Below are 18,751 nucleotides of genomic sequence, written 5' to 3'. Positions count from 1 at the left end.
TCGAAAGGTCTATTCGGCGTGCCATTTTAAATGCGCGATGACTCTTGTTGATGAGCCTCATTCGGATGTCCTATGACCGCATATCGGGATTCCTTGTCCTTTAAATGTCCGTTGTGTAAAAAGTATGTCAGGGGAGGGGCGAGCATCTGTGATCGAAGACATGTATCCGTTGGCGCCTGTTCAGCAGGGCATGCTTTTCCATGTCCTGGAGGCGCAATCGGACAAGGGCGTCTACTGGGCGCAGGGGCTTTACGAGTTCGACGGGGTCCTTGACGTCGGCGCGATGCGCCGCGCCTGGGAGCTGGTGGTCGACCGGCACGCCGTGTTGCGCACCGGTTTCGTGTGGGAGGGCGTGCCCGAGCCGCTCCAGGTCGTCATGAGCGGCGTCGAGGTGCCCTTCGAGGTGCACGACTGGACCGCCGTGACCGACCGGCAGGCCGCGCTCGACGACCTGCTCGCCCGCGACCGCGCCCAGGGTTTCGACCTCACCAAGCCGCCGCTCATGCGCGTGCACGTCATCGACGACGGCACCGGCCACCACCGCATGGTGTGGGCCCTCTACTCCGGACTCTGCGACGGCTGGAGCGTGCCCGTCGTCCTGGAAGAGGTCGGCGCCACCTACGACGCTCTGTGCCGTGGCACGATGCCCGCCCTCGAACCCGTGCGGCCGTACCGGGACTTCATCGCCTGGCTCGGCAAGCGCGACCGCGCCGAGGCCGAGTCGTTCTGGCGCGGCTACCTGGCCGGCATCGACGCCCCGACGGCGTTGCCCGTCGACCGTTCCGTGCGCGACCACTGGGCCCAGGGACGCCGCCGCGCCGAACTGCCGGAGAGCCTGACCACCGGCATCATGGATCTCGCCCGGCGCAGGCGCGTCACGCCGTCGACCGTGATCCAGGCGGCGTGGGCACTGCTGCTGTCCGCCTACTCGGGCGACGACGAGGTCGTCTACGGCCTCACCGTGTCCGGCCGCCCGGCCGACCTGCCCGGCGTCGAGTCGATGGTGGGCGTCTTCATCAACACGCTGCCGGTGCGCGTGCGGGTCTCGTGGGAGCGTTCGTTCGCCGACTGGCTGGGCGAGCTCCAGGAGAACCAGATCGCGGTGCAGCGCTACGAGTTCACCGCGCTGCCGGACATCAAGCGGTGGTCGGAACTGCCGCGCGGCAGCGGTGTCTTCGACAGCATCGTGGTGTTCGGCAACTATCCGCAGGCGTTGCTGTCCGAGGAGGAAGAGGAGAGCGACGACGAGGACCGCTTCGGCGCGATCGACTCCATCGAGCAGATCAACTACCCGATCGGGCTCGCGATCGACCTGGAGGACACGCTCAAGATCGAGGCCGAGTTCTCCACCGGCGCGTTCGACGAGGCCACGGTCGACCGGCTGCTCGACCAGTTGCAGGCGTTGCTGACCACCGCCGTGGCCCGTCCCGACCAGCTCGTGCGCGAGGTGACGCCTTCTCCCGTGACCGGGTGGGGTGTCGGTACCGCGTTCGATGAGCCGTTCGTCGGCCTGGCTGAACGCTTCCGCTTTGCTGTCAACGACTTCGCTGACCAGGTCGCGGTTCGTGACGGTGGTTCTGAGCTGACCTATGCCGAGCTGGGCGAGCGGGTGGCGCGTGTTGCGTCCGGCCTGCGCGCTGCCGGTGTCGGTGTGGAGACGCGGGTCGGGCTGTGGTTCGAACGGTCGGTGGACCTGGTCGTCGCGATTCTCGGTGTGGTGCAGGCGGGTGGTACGTACGTGCCGCTTGATCCCGCGTTGCCGCACGGGCGGTTGCGTGACGTGCAGGCGGCTGCCGGTGTCGAGTTCGTCGTGTCCCGTGGCGACTACGCCCTGGACGGTCCGAGGGTCGTCGAGTTCGCGGAGTTGGTGAGCGGGCCTGCCGAGTGGCCCGAAGTCGTTGCTGTGCCTGAACGTCTGGTCTACGTGATGTTCACGTCGGGCTCGACCGGTGTGCCCAAGGGCGTCGAGGTCACCGAAGAAGGTGTCGCGCGCGTCGTGCTCGACCCGGCCGTGGCCGCAGTGCCCGGCGACGTGGTCGCGCACATGGCGGCGGTGTCGTTCGACGCGTCCACGTGGGAGATCTGGACGGCGTTGCTCAGTGGCGCGACGCTCGCGGTGGCCCCCGCGAACCTGGCCGAGCGACTGGACGTCGCGAAGCTCTTCACCCGGCATGGCGTCACGTTGTCGTTCATGACCACCGGTCTGTTCCATCAGCTGGCGGACACCGATCCCACTGTGTTCGCCGGGCATCGCCTGGTGCTGGCCGGTGGCGAGGCGATGTCGCCCGTCCAGGCGCGCAAGGTGCTCGACGCCAACCCGGCCGTGGCGATCTACAACATGTACGGGCCGACGGAGTCCACGGTGTACGCGTCGTTCCACGACATGCACACCGGCCGGCTCGGTCCGTCGTCGGTTCCGATCGGCACCGCCTTGCGGGGCTTGCGTTTCTACGTGCTGGACCGCTGGCTCCAGCCGACACCCGTCGGCGTGCCGGGAGAGCTGTACATCGGCGGAACCGGGCTGGCCCGTGGCTATGCGGGTCGTGCGGACCTGGCGGCGGAGCGGTTCGTCGCCGACCCGTACGTGCCTGGTGCGCGGATGTACCGCACCGGTGACCTGGTGCGGTGGGGTGCGGACGGCGCGGTCGACTTCGTCGGCAGAACCGACAACCAGGTGAAGATCCGCGGGTTCCGGGTCGAGCCGGGCGAGGTCGAGCACGTGCTCGTCCGCCACCCCGACGTCGCCAACGCCGCGGTGATCGTGACCGAGAAGCGCTTGATCGCCTACTTCGTGGGCACTGCCGACTCGGCAGACCTTCGTGGCTTCCTCGCCGAACGTCTGCCCGAGTTCCTGGTGCCGTCGGCGATCGTGCCGCTCGACGAACTGCCGTTGAACGCCAACGGAAAGCTCGACGTGCGTGCGTTGCCCGACCCCGGCGCGCCCGAGACCACGACCGCGTACCAGGCGCCCAGCACGGAGGCCGAGCGCACGCTGGCCGAGGTGTGGTCGCAGGTGCTCGGCGTCGAACGGGTCGGCGTGCACGACAACTTCTTCGAACTGGGCGGCGACTCGATCGTCAGCCTCCAGATCGTCGCACGGTCCCGCGCCGCCGGACTGCGGCTGGAGATCGCGGACCTCTTCACGCACCAGACCGTCCACGCGCTCGCCGCCCGCACCACCACGTCCGAACCCAGCGCCGTCGACCAGGGCGCTGTCACCGGACCCGTGGCCTTCACGCCGATCCAGCGCTGGTTCCTTCGCGAGGACCTGCCACAACAGGACCACTTCAACTGGTCCGGCATGTTCGAACTGGCACCGGGAACGGACGCCGACACGATGCGGGCCGCGCTCGGCACCGTCGTCGCCCACCACGACGCCTTGCGGCTGCGCCTGCGCGGCGACACCCAGGAGAACGCGCCGGCCGAGACCGCCGACCTGGTGACCGTGCTCGAGACGGACCTCGACGAGGCCGTCATCGCGGCCATGACCGCCGCGCAGACGTCGTTGAGCCTCACGGACGGCCCGCTGCTGCGCGCCGTGTACGTCGATCGCGGCGATCAGCCCGCCTGGTTCGGCCTCACCGTGCACCACTACGTCGTGGACGCGGTCTCGTGGAACGTCCTGCTGGAGGACCTCGACACCGCGTACTCCGCCGGAGCCCTCGCGCCGAAGACCACCTCGTACCAGGAGTGGGCCGCCGCGCTGGAGGCGTTCGACCCCCAGGACGAGCTGCCCTGGTGGCGGGAGGTCGTGCGGACGACCACGGCCGTGCCCACCGACCTCGACGGCCCGAACACCGAGGACTCGACCGAGTCCGTGCGCGTCTCGCTCGACGTGGCCCGCACCTCGGTGCTGCTCACTCAGGCCCACCGCGCCTACCGCACCCAGGGCCACGAACTGCTGCTCGCCGCACTGCTTCAGGTGCTCGGAGGATGGACCGGTGCCAACGCCGCCGCCATCGACCTGGAGAGCCACGGCCGCGAGCCGATCGCCGACGGAATCGACCTGAGCCGCACCGTCGGCTGGTTCACCGCCATCCACCCCGTCGGGCTGCACCACACCGACCTCGGCGACATCGCCGGCGTCGTCAAGGCCGTCAAGGAACAGCTGCGGGCCGTGCCGCGCCGCGGTGTCGGTTACACCGTGCTGCGCGAGCGGGACGAGCAGCTCCGTTCCGCGCCGGACCGTCCGGTCGTCTTCAACTACCTCGGTGGCGTCGACGCCGTGGAGGACTCGGACGGGGGCCTGTTCGCCCGCGAACTCTCCGAGGACCTGTGCGGCCCCGCCGAGGGCGATGGCGGACTGCGCTCGCACGTGCTCGGCGTCGAGGTGGCCCAGTCCGCCGACGGGACGCTGTCCGTGGAACTGCAGTACAGCACCAACCTCCACGAGCGTTCGACGATCGAGCGGCTCGCCGCCGCGTACGTGCAGGCGTTGGCCGACCTCGTCGATCACTGCCGGTCGGGTGCGCACGGCCTGACGCCGTCCGATGTCCCGTTGGCGCCCCTCTCACAGTCCTCTTTGGACGCGCTGGTCGCCCGCACGCCTGGGCTGGCCGACGTCTATCCGTTGTCCCCGCTGCAACAAGGCATGCTCTTCCATGCCGTCGAGTCGCCGGACAAGGGCGTCTACTGGACGCAGGACGTGCGTGAGCTGACCGGTCCGCTCGACGTAGACGCCATGCGCGCGGCCTGGCAGCTCGTGCTCGACCGGCACCCCGCGTTGCGCACCGGTTTCGTGTGGGAGGGCGTGCGGGAACCGCTCCAGGTCGTCGTCGGTGACGTCGAAGTGCCGTTCGAGGTGCACGACTGGACTTCGGTCACCGATCCCGACGCCGCCATCGAGGAACTGCTGGCCGCCGACCGCGCCCGCGGCTGCGACCTCTCAGCGGCGCCGCTGCTGCGGGTCGTCGTCGCGAGCGGCCGTGACCGGCACTGGATCCTGCTGGCGTTCCACCACCTCTACGCCGACGGGTGGAGCATTCCTCTGCTCTGGGACGAGGTCACGGCGGCCTACCAGCGCGAGCCCCTCCCGCCGGTGCGGCCGTACCGGGACTTCATCGCGTGGCTCGGTCAGCGAGACTCCGCCGAGGCCGAGTCGTTCTGGCGGGATTACCTCGCCGGCTTCGACTCGCCGACGCCGCTGCCGGTGGACCGCGTGGTGCGCGAGCACTGGGCCCAGGACCGGCGCGAACTGGCGTTGCCCCGCGACGTCACCGGCGCGCTGGTCTCGTTGGCTCGCGACCAGCGGGTCACCCTGTCGACGGTCGTGCAGGCGGCGTGGGCCGTGCTGCTGTCGGCCTACTCGGGCGAGGACGACGTCGTGTTCGGCCTGACCGTCTCCGGTCGCCCGGCCGACCTGCCCGGCGTGGAGTCGATCGTCGGCCTGTTCATCAACACCCTGCCGGTGCGCGTGCGGGTGGCGTGGGAGACGTCGTTCGCCGACTGGCTCGCCGAGCTGCAGGAGAACCAGGTCGCCGTGCAGCGGCACGAACACACGCCGCTCGCCGACATCCAGCGCGTCGCCACGGGCGGCCTGTTCGACAGCATGCTCGTCTTCGGCAACTACCCGCAGGGCGCGGCGCCGGAGGAGGGCGAGGAGGACCCCGAGGAGTTGTTCGCCTCGACCGACTCCGTCGAGCAGATGCACTACCCGATCATCCTGGCCGTCGATCTCGAGGCGACGCTGAAGGTGGAGGCCAACTTCTCCACCGGCGCGTTCGATCCGTCCACTGTGGAACGGTTGCTCGGGCAGCTCGCCGAGGTGCTCACGGCGGTCGCCCGCCGGCCTTCCGCGGTGGTGCGGGAGGTGACGCCTTCGCCCGTGACCGGGTGGGGTGTGGGGGCCGTGGTGGACGAGCCGTTCGTGGGCTTGGCGGAGCGGTTCCGGCTGGCTGTGGACGAGTTCGGCGACCGGGTGGCCATCCGTGGTGGTGCCGGGGAGCTGGACCGCGCCGAGCCGGGGCAGCGGCCCGGCGGAGTTGAACTGACCTATGCCGAGCTGGGCGAGCGGGTGGCGCGGGTGGCGTCCGGCCTGCGTGCTGCCGGTGTTCGCGAGGAGACGCGGGTCGGTCTGTGGTTCGAGCGGTCGGCTGACCTCGTGGTCGCGATCCTGGGCGTGGTGCAGGCGGGTGGTACGTACGTGCCGCTGGATCCCGCGTTGCCGCATGCGCGGTTGCGTGACGTGCAGACGGCTGCCGGTGTCGAGCTGGTCGTGTCCCGTGGCGACTACGCCCTGGACGGTCCGCGGGTCGTAGAGTTGGCGGAGTTGATCGGGCCTGCCGAGTGGCCCGAAGTCGTTGCCATGCCTGAACGTTTGGTCTACGTGATGTTCACGTCGGGCTCGACCGGCGTGCCCAAGGGCGTCGAGGTCACCGAGGAAGGCGTCCTGCGGGTCGTGCTTGACTCCGCGGTGTCTGCCCGGCCCGGCGACGTCGTGGCGCACATGGCCGCGGTGTCGTTCGACGCGTCGACGTGGGAGATCTGGACGGCGTTGCTGACCGGCGCCACCCTCGCCGTGGCGCCCGCCGACCTGGCCGAACGGCTGGACGTCGCGAAGCTCTTCACCCGGCACGGCGTCACGTTGTCGTTCATGACCACCGGCCTGTTCCATCAGCTGGCCGACACCGATCCGGCCGTGTTCTCCGGGCACCGGCTGGTGCTCGCCGGTGGCGAGGGCATGTCGCCCGTCCAGGCCCGCAAGGTCCTCGACGCCAACCCCGCGGTCGAGATCTTCAACATGTACGGCCCCACCGAGTCCACGGTGTACGCGTCGTTCCACGACATGCACACCGGCAGGCTCGGCCCGGCCACCGTGCCCATCGGCAACGCCCTGCGGGGCTTGCGTTTCTACGTGCTGGACCGCTGGCTCCAGCCGACGCCGGTCGGCGTGCCGGGAGAGCTGTACATCGGCGGAACCGGCTTGGCCCGTGGCTATGCGGGTCGTGCGGACCTGGCCGCGGAGCGGTTCGTGCCCGACCCGAACGTGCCTGGTGCGCGGATGTACCGCACCGGTGACCTGGTGCGATGGGGTGCGGACGGCGTGGTCGACTTCGTCGGCCGGACCGATGACCAGGTGAAGATCCGCGGCTTCCGGGTCGAGCCGGGCGAGGTCGAGCACGTGCTCGCCGGCCATCCCGGTGTCGCCAACGCCGCCGTGGTCGTTCGTGAGTTGCAGCAGGGCAAGCGGCTCGTCGCCTACGTCGTGGGCACGGCCGAGTCCGCTGACCTTCGCGGCTTCCTCGCCGAACGGCTGCCCGAGTTCCTGGTTCCGTCGGCGATCGTGTTGCTCGACGAGTTGCCGTTGAACGCCAACGGAAAGCTCGACAAGCGCGCGTTGCCGTTGCCCGAGGCCCCGGACAGCGGCTACGAGGCACCCGGCACCGATGCCGAACGCGCCCTCGCGAAGGTGTGGTCGGAGGTGCTCGGCGTCGAGCGCGTCGGCTTGCACGACAACTACTTCGAACTGGGCGGCGACTCGATCGTCAGCCTCCAGATCGTGGCCAGGGCACGGGAAGCGGGCCTGGAAATCAGGATCGCCGACCTCTTCACCCACCAGACCGTCCAGCAGATCGCTCTCCACACGGGAGTCGCCGGCAGGTCCGAGGTCACCGCGAAGCCGTTGGCCGACTTGGAACCGCTCCAGGCACGGGTGCCGGGGCTGGTCGACGCCTATCCGTTGTCTCCCATGCAACAGGGCATGCTCTTCCACGTCCTGGAGGCGCCCGCCGACACCGCGGTGTACTGGGCGCAGGACGTGCGTGAGCTGCGCGGTCCGCTCAACGTGACAGCGATGCGTGATGCCTGGCGCACTGTCGTGGGACGGCATCCCGCGTTGCGCAGCGCGTTCGTGTGGGAAGGCGTCGAGGAACCGCTGCAGGTCGTCATCGGCGAGGTCGACGTGCCGTTCGAGGTGCTCGACTGGACTTCCGTCGCCGATCCCGGTGCCGCGCTGGACGAGCTGCTCGACGCCGACCAGCGGCGCGGGTTCGACGTCACCACCGCGCCGTTGCTGCGGGTGTACGTGGCCGACCGGGGCGATCGTCAGTGGGTCGTGTTCACGTTCCACCACCTGTACCTCGACGGCTGGAGCATCCCGCTCGTCTGGGACGAGGTGTTCGCGGCCTACCAGCGGAAATCGCTGCCGCCGGTGCGTCCGTACCGCGACTACATCGCCTGGCTTCAGCAGCAGCCTCCCGCCGACGACTTCTGGCGCGAGTACCTGGACGGCTTCACCTCGCCCACGGCCCTGCCCGTCGACCGCACCACCCGCGTGCACTGGGAGCAGGGCAGGCGGCTCCGCGAGCTGCCCGAGAACGTCGCTCTCGAACTCGAGACGCTGGCACGGCGTGAACACGTCACGATCAGCGCTGTCGTGCAAGCGGCGTGGGCGTTGTTGCTGGCGTCGCACGCAGGTGAGGACGACGTCGTCTTCGGCCTCACCGTGTCGGGACGCCCGGCCGAGCTGGCCGGGGTGGAGTCGATCGTCGGCCTGTTCATCAACACGCTGCCCGTGCGGATCAAGGTCCCCGCCGACCGCACCCCGTTCGACCGGTGGCTGCGGACCGTCCAGGACGGACAGGTCGCCGCGCAACGGTTCGAGCACTCGCCGCTGGTCGACATCCAGCGGACGGCCGGCGTGCCGAGGCTGTTCGACAGCATCGTCGCGGTCCAGAACCTGCCCGGCGGCTTCGACGACGGCGAGGACGCGGACGAGTTCGACTCACCCGCCTTGCTGGAACAGGGCCGCTACCCGCTGAAGCTCGTCGTGGACGTCGACGGCCAGCTGGCCCTGCTGTGCGAGTACTCCACCGGCGCGTTCGACGACGCCACCGTCGAGGCGCTGCTGGACCAGCTCGAACGCATCCTCACCACCGTCGCCGTCCTGCCCGGTACGCCGGTGCGGGAGATCGCCCTGCTCGACGCCGACCAGCGCGCCGAGGTGCTCGCGTGGAGTTCGCCGGAGTCCCGTGAGATGCCGGAAGCGCACCTGGCCGCGTTGTTCGGACGCCAGGTCGTGGCCCACCCGGACCGCCCGGCGTTGCGCGGCGGCACCGAACTCACCTACGCCCAGCTCGACCGCAGGGCCTCGGGCGTCGCCGAGTGGCTGCGGGCGCACAGCGTCGGCACGGGCACCCGCGTCGGACTCCACCTGGACCGCGGCCCCGAGCTGATCATCGCCATGCTCGGCGTGATCGGCGCGGGCGGCACCTACGTTCCGCTCGATCCCGCCCAGGGCACGGCGCGCCTCGCCCAGATGATCGAGGCGGCCGGCGTCGAACTCGTTGTCACGACAGGGGAGTGGCCGCTCGACATCCCTCGCGTCCGCGTCCTGGAACTGACCAGGGCAGAGGCCGAGGGACCGCTGCCGGTCGTCGGCGGACCGGGCAGCGAGCTGTACGTGCTGTTCACGTCGGGCTCGACGGGCGTGCCCAAGGGCGTCTCGCTGACCCACGAGGGCGTGGCCAGGGTGTGCACCGACCCGGCCGTGCGCGTCGAGGCAGGCGACGTCGTGTCGCACCTCGCGGGCATCGGCTTCGACACCGGCGCGTTCGAGATCTGGCTGGCGCTGCTCAACGGCGCCACCCTCGTCGTCGGCCCCGCCGAGTTGGCCGAACGGATGGACGTCGGCAAGTTCCTGCGCGAGAACGACATCACCGCGTCGCTGCTCACCACAGGCCTCTTCCACCAGCTGGTCGAGACTTCGCCGGACGTGCTCGACGGCCTGCGCCTGCTCGTCGTGGGTGGCGACGCCCTGCAGGCCCAGCACGCCCGCACGGCCCGCGAACGCCGTCCGGACCTGCGGATCGTGAACGCCTACGGGCCCACCGAGACCACCATGACGTGCACCATCCACACTCTCGGCACCATCGGCACGCAGGTGCCCATCGGCAGGCCGTTCGCGGGGATGCGGGCGTTCGTGCTCGACTCGTGGCTCCAGGTGCTGCCACCCGGTGTGGCGGGCGAACTGTTCGTCGGCGGCCCCGGCGTTGCCCGTGGCTACGTCGGCCGCGCTGACCTCACCGCCGAGCGGTTCGTCCCCGACCCCACCCAGCCGGGCGAACGCCTGTACCGCACCGGCGACCGGGCCCGCTGGCGTGCCGACGGCACGCTGGAGTTCCTCGGCAGGGCCGACGACCAGGTCAAGATCCGGGGCTTCCGGGTCGAGCCCGGTGAGGTCGAGGCCCTGCTGGCGAGCCACGAGACCGTGCGGGCCGCGGCCGTCGTCGCCACGGCGTCCGGCATCGGCAAGCGGCTCGTGGCCTACGTGGTCACCGACGCCGACACCGCCGAGCTGAAGGCGTTCCTGCGCGAACGGCTGCCTGACTACCTGGTGCCGTCGGCGTTCGTGACGCTCGACGCGCTTCCCTTGACCCCCAACGGCAAACTCGACCGCCGAGCCCTGCCCGAACCCGCCGCACCGGAGACGGACGGCGCGTACGTCGCCCCGCGCACCGACGCGGAACGGGCGCTGGCGGGCATCTGGGCGAAGTTGCTGCAGGCCGACCGCGTCGGCGTGCACGACAACTTCTTCGACCTGGGCGGCGACTCGATCGCCTGCCTCCAGGTGGTGGCACGGGCTCGCGCCGCAGGTCTCGGCCTCGCGGTGGCCGACCTGTTCACCCACCAGACGATCGCCGAACTGGCCGCCGTCACCACGGTTCCCGTTCTCGTGCACCAAGGTCAGGCAACCGGGCCGGTGCCGCTGACGCCCATCCAGCGCTGGTTCACCAACGCCACCATCGACGACCCGAACCACTGGAACTGGTCGGGACTCTACGAGCTCGAACCGAACGCCGACGTCACGCGGGTACAAGCCGCGCTCAACACCCTTGTCACGCACCACGACGCCCTGCGCACCCGCCTGCACGACGGGCACCAGCAGGTCGTCGAACCGGGCGAGACGGTCACGTTGACGGTCGTCCAGGGCGACGTCCAGCAGCACATGGACGCGCTGCACCGGTCGCTGGACCTCGCGAATGGGCCGCTCGTGGCCGCCGTCCTGGTCGACCGCGGCGCCGAACCCGCGTGGCTCGGTCTGGTCGCGCACCACCTGGTGGTCGACGGCGTGTCGTGGAACATCCTGCTGGAGGACCTCGACGCGGCCTACCGCGGCGAACCCCTCCCGCCGAAGACGACGTCGTTCCGGCAGTGGGCGGAGTCCGTTGTGGACTTCGCGGGCAGCGACGAGGTCCGCGAAGAGCTGCCGTACTGGCTCGACCAGGCCGAGACGGGCTTCACGCTGCCGGTCGACGCCACCGGCGCCAACACCGAGGACTCCGCCGCCGTCGTGGAAGTCGCGATCGACGTCGAGGGCCTGCCGAACGCGCAGGTCCTCGACGTGGTCCTGGCCGCGCTGCACCAGACGCTGGGGGAGTGGGCCGGCACCGGCACGGTCGTCGTCGACCTCGAACACCACGGCCGCGAAAGCCTGGCGCCGGGCACGGACCTGTCCCGCACGGTCGGCTGGTTCACCTCGGTCTACCCGCTGGTGCTCCGGCACGACGACCTGAGCGACGGCGCCGGAGTCGTCGCAGCGGCACGGGAAAGCCTGAAAGCCTTGCCACGAAACGGAGTCGGCTACGGCGCACTGCGTCACCTCGCGGCCGACGACCCGGACGTGCGCCGCCTGCGGGCCGCGCCGGACCGGCAGATCAACATCAACTTCACGGGCGGGTTCGACGCCGTGAACGACGACGAGCAAGGGCTTGTCGTCGCCGAACTACCGGGTGACCTGTGCGGCGAAAGCACAAGTGGGGGCTTGCGCCCGTACGCACTGCACCTGGAGATCGAGCGCACCGGCGAGGGAGAGCTCCTCGTCGAGTGGCACCACAGCACGAACCTCCACCGGACCGAGACCGTGCGGCGGGTCGCCACCCGGTTCCGGCACGCCGTGGAGGGCTTGCTCGAAGACATGAACAGGAATTGAGGGGAGCAGTCCTTGTCCACGCCCAAGAGGACCTACCACCTGTCGGCTGAAGAGGCCGCCGAGGTCGAGAACCTGACGCTGCGGATAGCCAAGGAGTACACGGGCCCGGAAGACGAACAGCTGCTGCGCGACCTGCCGCTGCTCGCGACCGAACTGCCCGTGGGCCAACGCCGTTTCCTGCGCGACTTCGCGCTGGAGGACGAGCTGGGCTACTGCGTGGTCCGCGGTCACGTCTTCGACGACGCGCGCATCGGCCCGACGCCGCAGCACTGGCGCGGCCGGCCGACGCCGACCCCGGAGTTCGCCGAGGAGATCCTCCTGCTGCTGCACGGGTCCCTGCTCGGTGAGCCGTTCGGCTGGAAGACCCAGCAGGACGCCCGGCTGGTGCACGACATCTTCCCCATCAAGGGTTTCGAGACCGAGCAGATGGGGATCGGCAGCACCGACACGCTCACGCTGCACACCGAGGACGCGTTCCACCCGTGGCGCGCCGACTACCTGCTGCTGGAGTGCCTGCGCAACCCCGACGGGATCGCCACGATCGTCTCGGAGCCGGACCTCAAGCTGCTCGCTCCCGAGCACCTGGAGCTCCTGCACGAGCCGAACTTCCTGATCCGGCCGGACGACTCGCACCTGGCGAAGCACAACGTCACCCTGGGCGTCGACGCCGAGTTCTCCGAGATCGACGAGATGAAGGCCGACGACAACCGCGTCGCCGTCCTCTACGGGTCGCGCAAGCACCCGTACCTGCGTCTCGACCCGTACTTCATGGAGACGCCGAAGGACCCCGCCGCGGCCGCCGCCCTGAACGCGGTCAACGAGCTGCTGGAGGCGTCCTGCCTGGACGTCGCCCTGGAGCCGGGTGACGTGCTCATCATCAACAACCACCGCCTCGCGCACGGCCGGCAGGCGTTCCAGGCCCGTTACGACGGCACGGACCGCTGGCTCAAGCGGGTCAGCATCACCACCGACCTGCGCAAGTCCCACGAGCGGCGCGCCTCGGCGACCGCCCGGCTCATCTGACGGATACGGAACCCATGCCGAACCCGCTCCACAACCTCCCGCCCACCGCCAAGGGCATCGTCGCCGTCCTCAGAGTCCTGCCGCGAGTCAGCCGGCCGCGCACGGCGCTCCTGGCGGGCGGGGTGGTGGTGAGCGCTGTTCTGCCCATCGGGATCGCCGTCGTCACCGGTCTGCTGATCGGTGCGATCCCGATCGCCGCACGCGACGGCGCGGACTCCCCGGCTGCGGACCGGGTGGGCACACTGCTGATCGCCGTGGCGATCGCGATCCTCCTCGAGCGCCTGACGTCCCCGCTGCTGCGGGCCGCCGTGTCGACGCTCGGCCGTGACGTCGACCGGTACCTGCAGGAGGTGGTGCTGTCGGCGCTGGCCCGGCCGCGGGGCATCGCCCATCTCGAAGACCCGAGTGTGATCGACGAGGTCCGCATCGTGCGGGGCCTCGGCATGAGCGCGCACCGGCCGGGACAGACCGTCGAGGCACTGCCGGAGGTGCTCACGTCGTGGCTGCGGGCCATCGGCTCGGCGGCCGTGCTCACCTGGTTCCACTGGTGGCTCGGACTGCTGTGGCTCGTGGTCTGGCCGATCATCGTCTACCGGATGCAGCGCGACTACCTGCGGGTCGGCGAGGAGGGCTTCGGGCAGAGCGCCCAGCTGCGCCAGGCCGAGTACGTCCGGGATCTGGCGCTCGATCCACCGCCCGCCAAGGAGATTCGCCTCTGGGGCGTCCTCGACTGGCTCGTCACCCGCTTCGACACGTTGTGGCAGGCGGGAATCGGCCCGATCCGCCGGGCCCGCCGCCCCCGGCCCGGCATGGTGCTGGGCTCCGCGTCCGCGATCCTCGTGATCAACGTGGTGTCGTACGGTCTGCTGGCCTACGCGGCGGTGCGCGGTGACCTGACGCTCGCTGCCCTCGCCGTGTTCGTGGGGGCATTGGCCGACGCCAACGAGTACGCCGTCGGCGACGAGCACCTGTACCTGTCGAACGCCGCCGTCACCGTGCCGAAGGTGCTCTCGCTGGAGAAGCGTCTGGCCGGCGACTCCGCGGAGCCCGGCCTCCCGGTCGGTGCGGACGTCCCGGCGCAGGAGATCCGTTACGAGGGAGTGCTCTTCCGCTATCCCGGCACCGAGCGGGACGTCCTCACCGGACTGGACCTCGTCATCCCCGCCGGGCAGTCGCTGGCGATCGTCGGCGACAACGGCGCGGGCAAGACGTCGCTGGTGAAGCTGCTCGCCGGTTTCTACGAACCGACCGGCGGCAAGATCAGCGTCGACGGCACGGACCTGGCGAGCCTCGATCCCGAGGCGTGGCGCAGGCGGGTGGCCGTGCTGTTCCAGGACTTCACCCGCTACCACCTGCCGGTGCGCGACAACATCGGCCTCGGCGCTCCCGAGCACGCGGGCGACGAGGACATGCTGCGCCGCGCCGCCGCACGGGCCGGCATCGGCGACCTGATCGAGTCGCTGCCGAACGGCTGGGACACCGTGCTGTCGCAGGCTTACACCGATGGCGTCGACCTCTCCGGCGGGCAGTGGCAGCGGGTCGCACTGGCCCGCGCGATGTTCGCCGTCGAGGCGGGCGCCAAGGTCCTCGTGCTCGACGAGCCCGCCGCCGCACTCGACGTGCGGGCGGAAGCCGAGCTGTACGAACGGTTCCTGGACCTCACCCAGGGGCTCACCACGATCCTCATCTCGCACCGCTTCTCGACCGTGCGGCGCGCGGACCGGATCGCGGTCGTGTCCGGCGGTCGTGTCATCGAGGCCGGCGGTCACGACGACCTGATGGACCAGGACGGCCGCTACGCCCACCTGTTCCGCCTGCAGGCCGAGCGGTTCCAGCCGGTGGGAGGCACCGATGCGTGACACCTGGCGGGCCTTCGTCACCACCATCAGCTTCGGGTTCCGCGCGGCCCGTTGGTACGCGGTCTTCCAGATCGTCACCGAGATCGCGCTCGCGCTGACCGGACCGATGATCGCCTACGGCGCCAAGGTTCTCGTCGACTCGGCCTCCGCGGGCGACCTGAACCGCGCGCTCACGGCCGGGCTCGGCATCGCCGCCGCCACCGGGCTGCTCATCGTCGGCCAGTACTACAACGCCCACTGCGTGTTCGCCGTGCTCGAACGCACCCAGGCGTTGTCGGACCGGACGTTGATGCGCCTGCTCGGCGGGATCGACAGCCTGGCCCCGCACGAGAATCCCAAGTACCTCGACCAGATCCAGCTGCTGCGCGAGGAACGCGAGAGCCTCGCCGAGATGACCAACGCCACGGCCGGGCTGATCAGCGCGTTCGTCGGGTTCGGCACCACGGCGCTGCTGCTCGCGGACGTCCACCCGGCGCTGATCTCGCTGGCACTGCTGGCGTTCATCTCGCTGTGGATCACCAGCCGGGCCAACGACCTCGCCGCCGACGCCCAGGAGGACACCGGCGAACCCGAACGGCTGCGCCGCCACCTGTTCGACATCGGCACCACCGCCGGTGCGGGCAAGGAACTGCGCGTCTTCGGGCTCACCCGCGAGCTGATCCGCCGTCACCACGAGGTGTCCGACGAGGTGCTCGACACGCGCAACCGCGCCGCCTGGCGTGGTGCCGCGTTGAAGAGCGTCGACGCGGTGATCAACGCGGCCGGGTTCGTCGGCGCCATCGCACTGGTGGTGTGGCTCGCCGTGAAGGGCCAGGCCACGCCCGGCGACGTCGTCATGGTCGTCGCCCTCACGATCGAGATGGCCGCGGTCGTCGCCACGTCCGTCGGCTACAGCGGCGACTTCCTGTGGTGCCTCAAGCAGGCCCGGCGCTACGTCTGGCTGGAGCGCTTCGCCGCTGCCGCCGGCAAGCGCACGGACGTGCCCGCCGCACCGCCCGCGTCGCTGAGCCACGGCATCGACCTGATCGACGTCACCTACCGCTATCCGGGCAGTGAACGCGCCGTCCTGGACGGCGTGTCCATGCACCTGCCCGCCGGGTCCGTGGTGGCGTTGGTGGGGGAGAACGGCGCGGGCAAGTCCACGCTCGTGAAGCTGCTGTGCGACTTCTACGAACCGGACGGCGGCGAGATCCAGATCGACGGCGTCGGCCTGAACCGCATCCCCACCCGCGAGTGGCGGACGCGGCTCAGCGGTGCCTTCCAGGACTTCGTGGAACTCCAGCTCGCGGCCCGCGAAACCGTTGGTGTGGCGGACATTCCACGAATCAACGACGATGCGGCGCTCCACGGTGCTCTCGGCAGGGCTGGAGCGCAGTCCGTTGTGGACGGTCTGCCGCGCGGCCTCGACACGCAGCTGGGCCGGGCGTGGGACGGCGGTGTCGAGCTGTCCGGCGGCCAGTGGCAGAAGCTGGCGCTCGCCCGCGGCCTGCTGCGCACCGACCCGTTGCTCGCGGTGTTCGACGAGCCCACCGCCGCGCTCGACCCGCAGACCGAGCACGCGCTGTTCGAGCGCTTCGCGCAGGCCGCTCGCGCCGGGAAGTCCAGGGGAACGGTGACTCTTCTCGTGTCGCACCGCTTCTCGACCGTGCGCATGGCCGACCTGATCGTCGTCCTCGACGGCGGCCGCATCCGCGAGATGGGCAGCCACGAGCAGTTGATGGCCCACCCCGACCTCTACGCCGAGCTGTACGACCTGCAGTCCTCGGCCTACCGCTGAAAGGAGTCGCCCTGATGAAGTTCGAACCAGCGCCCCTCGAGGACTGGATGCGTCTGTACTACTTCGCCGTGGACGACGACATCGGCAGCAGCGGGGTCGAGGACTACTCGCTCGCCGACCTGCGGGCCATGCTCGGCATCGGCCACGACGAGCTCGACGCCGTGGTGTTCCGCGACAGCACGTCGTTCGGCAGCGAGGAAGTACGCACCGCCATCGCCGCGCAGTGGGGGACCGGCGACCCCGACAAGGTCATGGTCACGCACGGCGGCAGCGAGGCGATCTACCTCGTGCTCAGCACGCTGCTCGACCCGAGCGACGCCGTCGTCGTCACCGAACCGACCTACCACACGCACACGTCCATCGCCCGGTCCATGGGCTGCGACCTGCGCGTGTGGCCGTTGCGCCCGGAGAACGGCTTCCGCCCCGACCTGGACGACCTGCGTGCGGTGATCGACGGCGCCAAGGCCGTCGTCGTGAACTTCCCGCACAACCCGACCGGCGCGTCGCTCACCCCGGCGCAGCGCGACGAGTTCGTCGCGATCTGCGCGGAAGCGGGCGCGTACCTGGTGTGGGACCAGGCGTTCCGCGAGATGGTCGTCGAGGGCGAGCCGCTCGTCGATCCCGTGCACGACTACGACAAGGCCATCTCCATCGGCACGCTGTCCAAGGGCTACGGCCTGCCGGGCCTGCGGGTCGGCTGGGCGATCGGGCCTGAGGACGTCCTGCGTGGCACCCTCGACCTGCGCGACCGCATGACGTTGCACCTTTCGCCGTTGGTCGAGCTGCTCGCCACCCGCGTCGCGCAGCACGCCGACCTCCTCGTCGGCCCGCGCATGGCCAACGCCCGCACCAACCTGGGCCTGCTGCGCAAGTGGGCCGCCGACCATCCCGACCTGGTGGACCTGCCGGAGCCGATGGGCGGCGTCACCACGTTCCCGCAGCTGATCGGCCACACCGACACCACAGATTTCTGCCACGACCTGGCCCGTGAACACCGCACGCTGCTCGTCCCGGGGTCGTGCTTCGGGGACCCGACCCGCGTCCGGCTCGGCTATGGCGGTGCACCCGCCGCGTTCACCCGCGGCCTCGACACGCTCGCACTCGTAGGGGAGAAGGCCCGTGTTCAGAGTTGACCTGTCCGCATCAGACCTGGCCGAGGCCGACGCCCTCGTCGCCACCTTGGCCGAGCAGTACCAGTCGGTCGAGAACCCGGCGTTCGTGCGCGAAGCCACCGTCCTCGCCCACGAACTGCCCCGCGCCCTGCGCGCCGGCCTGCTGGAGTTCCGCCTCACCGAGCCGCACCCGTTGTGCGTCGTCGGCGGCTACGTGATCGACAACGACCGCATCGGCCCCACACCGGCGCACTGGAAGGACTGCGGCGGCGAGGGCAGGCCCACGCTCGCCGAGGACCTGTTCTTCTACCTGTGCGCGTCGCTGCTGGGCGACCCCATCGCGTGGTCCACCCAGCAGGACGGCCGGCTGCTGCACGACGTGTTCCCCATCAAGGAACACCAGTACGAGCAGCTCGGCTCCGGTAGCGAGGAACTCCTCACCTGGCACATCGAGGACGCGTTCCACCCGATGCGCACCGACTACGTGGGCCTGATGTGCCTGCGCAACCCCGACGGCGTCAACACCACGTACGGCTCGCTGGAAGGCATCGACCTCCCGGCCGACGTCGTCGAGGTGCTGCGCCAGGACCGGTTCCCGATCCGCCCGGACCGCTCGCACCTCGCCGCCAACCGCCAGAACGACGACGGCGACGAACAGCTCCGCCGCCTGCGGGACCGCAGCTACGAGTGGATCTCCGGCCTGGACGCGAACCCCGAGCCCATCGCCGTGTTGTTCGGTCCGCAGGAGGACCCGTACCTGCGCCTCGACCCGTACTTCATGGAGGTCCCGGCCTCCGACCCCGAGGCCGCCGCCGCGCTGGACACGATCGTCAAGGCGATCGACGCCAACATCGCGGGCTACGCCCTGAAGCCGGGCGAGGTCCTGTTCCTCGACAACTACCGGGGCACACACGGCCGTGAGCCGTTCACCGCCCGCTTCGACGGCACCGACCGCTGGCTGACCCGCCTGAACATCGCCCGCGACCTCCGCAAGTCGCGCGCCCACCGCCGCACCGCGAACGACCGCACCATCTACTGAAAAGAGCCTTCT

The 18,751-nt window shown here is 70.2% G+C and carries 6 protein-coding genes; all 6 read left to right on the top strand.

What is annotated here, in order from left to right; translation table 11 throughout:
• Nucleotides 1-124: 124 nt before the first annotated feature.
• Genes BM417_RS05425 through gntD (BM417_RS05400) form a run of 6 tightly spaced genes read left to right on the top strand, consistent with a single transcriptional unit; the run spans nt 125 to nt 18,739 of the window.
• Nucleotides 125-11,929 carry a non-ribosomal peptide synthetase gene (locus BM417_RS05425; protein WP_093588682.1) on the top strand — a complete coding sequence of 3,935 codons (11,805 nt, stop codon included), beginning with the start codon at nt 125-127 and terminating at the stop codon, nt 11,927-11,929.
• A 12-nt stretch (nt 11,930-11,941) separates the two neighbouring features.
• Nucleotides 11,942-12,952, top strand: a complete 1,011-nt coding sequence (gene gntD / locus BM417_RS05420; protein WP_218164360.1) for a guanitoxin biosynthesis L-enduracididine beta-hydroxylase GntD — start codon at nt 11,942-11,944, stop codon at nt 12,950-12,952.
• A 14-nt stretch (nt 12,953-12,966) separates the two neighbouring features.
• Nucleotides 12,967-14,811 carry an ABC transporter ATP-binding protein gene (locus BM417_RS05415; protein WP_093588681.1) on the top strand — a complete coding sequence of 615 codons (1,845 nt, stop codon included), beginning with the start codon at nt 12,967-12,969 and terminating at the stop codon, nt 14,809-14,811.
• On the top strand, nt 14,804-16,588 hold the full coding sequence (locus tag BM417_RS05410) for an ABC transporter ATP-binding protein (protein ID WP_093588680.1): 1,785 nt from the start codon (nt 14,804-14,806) through the stop codon (nt 16,586-16,588). The genes BM417_RS05415 and BM417_RS05410 overlap by 8 nt, the downstream gene beginning before the upstream one ends.
• A gap of 14 nt (nt 16,589-16,602) precedes the next feature.
• Complete coding sequence (gene vioD, locus BM417_RS05405) at nt 16,603-17,721, top strand: capreomycidine synthase (RefSeq protein WP_093588679.1); 1,119 nt, start codon at nt 16,603-16,605, stop codon at nt 17,719-17,721.
• Nucleotides 17,708-18,739, top strand: a complete 1,032-nt coding sequence (gntD, locus tag BM417_RS05400; protein ID WP_218164359.1) for a guanitoxin biosynthesis L-enduracididine beta-hydroxylase GntD — start codon at nt 17,708-17,710, stop codon at nt 18,737-18,739. Before vioD ends, gntD (BM417_RS05400) begins: the two co-directional genes overlap by 14 nt.
• Nucleotides 18,740-18,751 lie beyond the last annotated feature (12 nt).

It is taken from the genome of Lentzea waywayandensis, from assembly GCF_900115955.1.
In the GTDB taxonomy this organism is placed as follows: Bacteria; Actinomycetota; Actinomycetes; order Mycobacteriales; family Pseudonocardiaceae; genus Lentzea; species Lentzea waywayandensis.
This window is presented reverse-complemented; position numbering and strand designations above follow the sequence as displayed.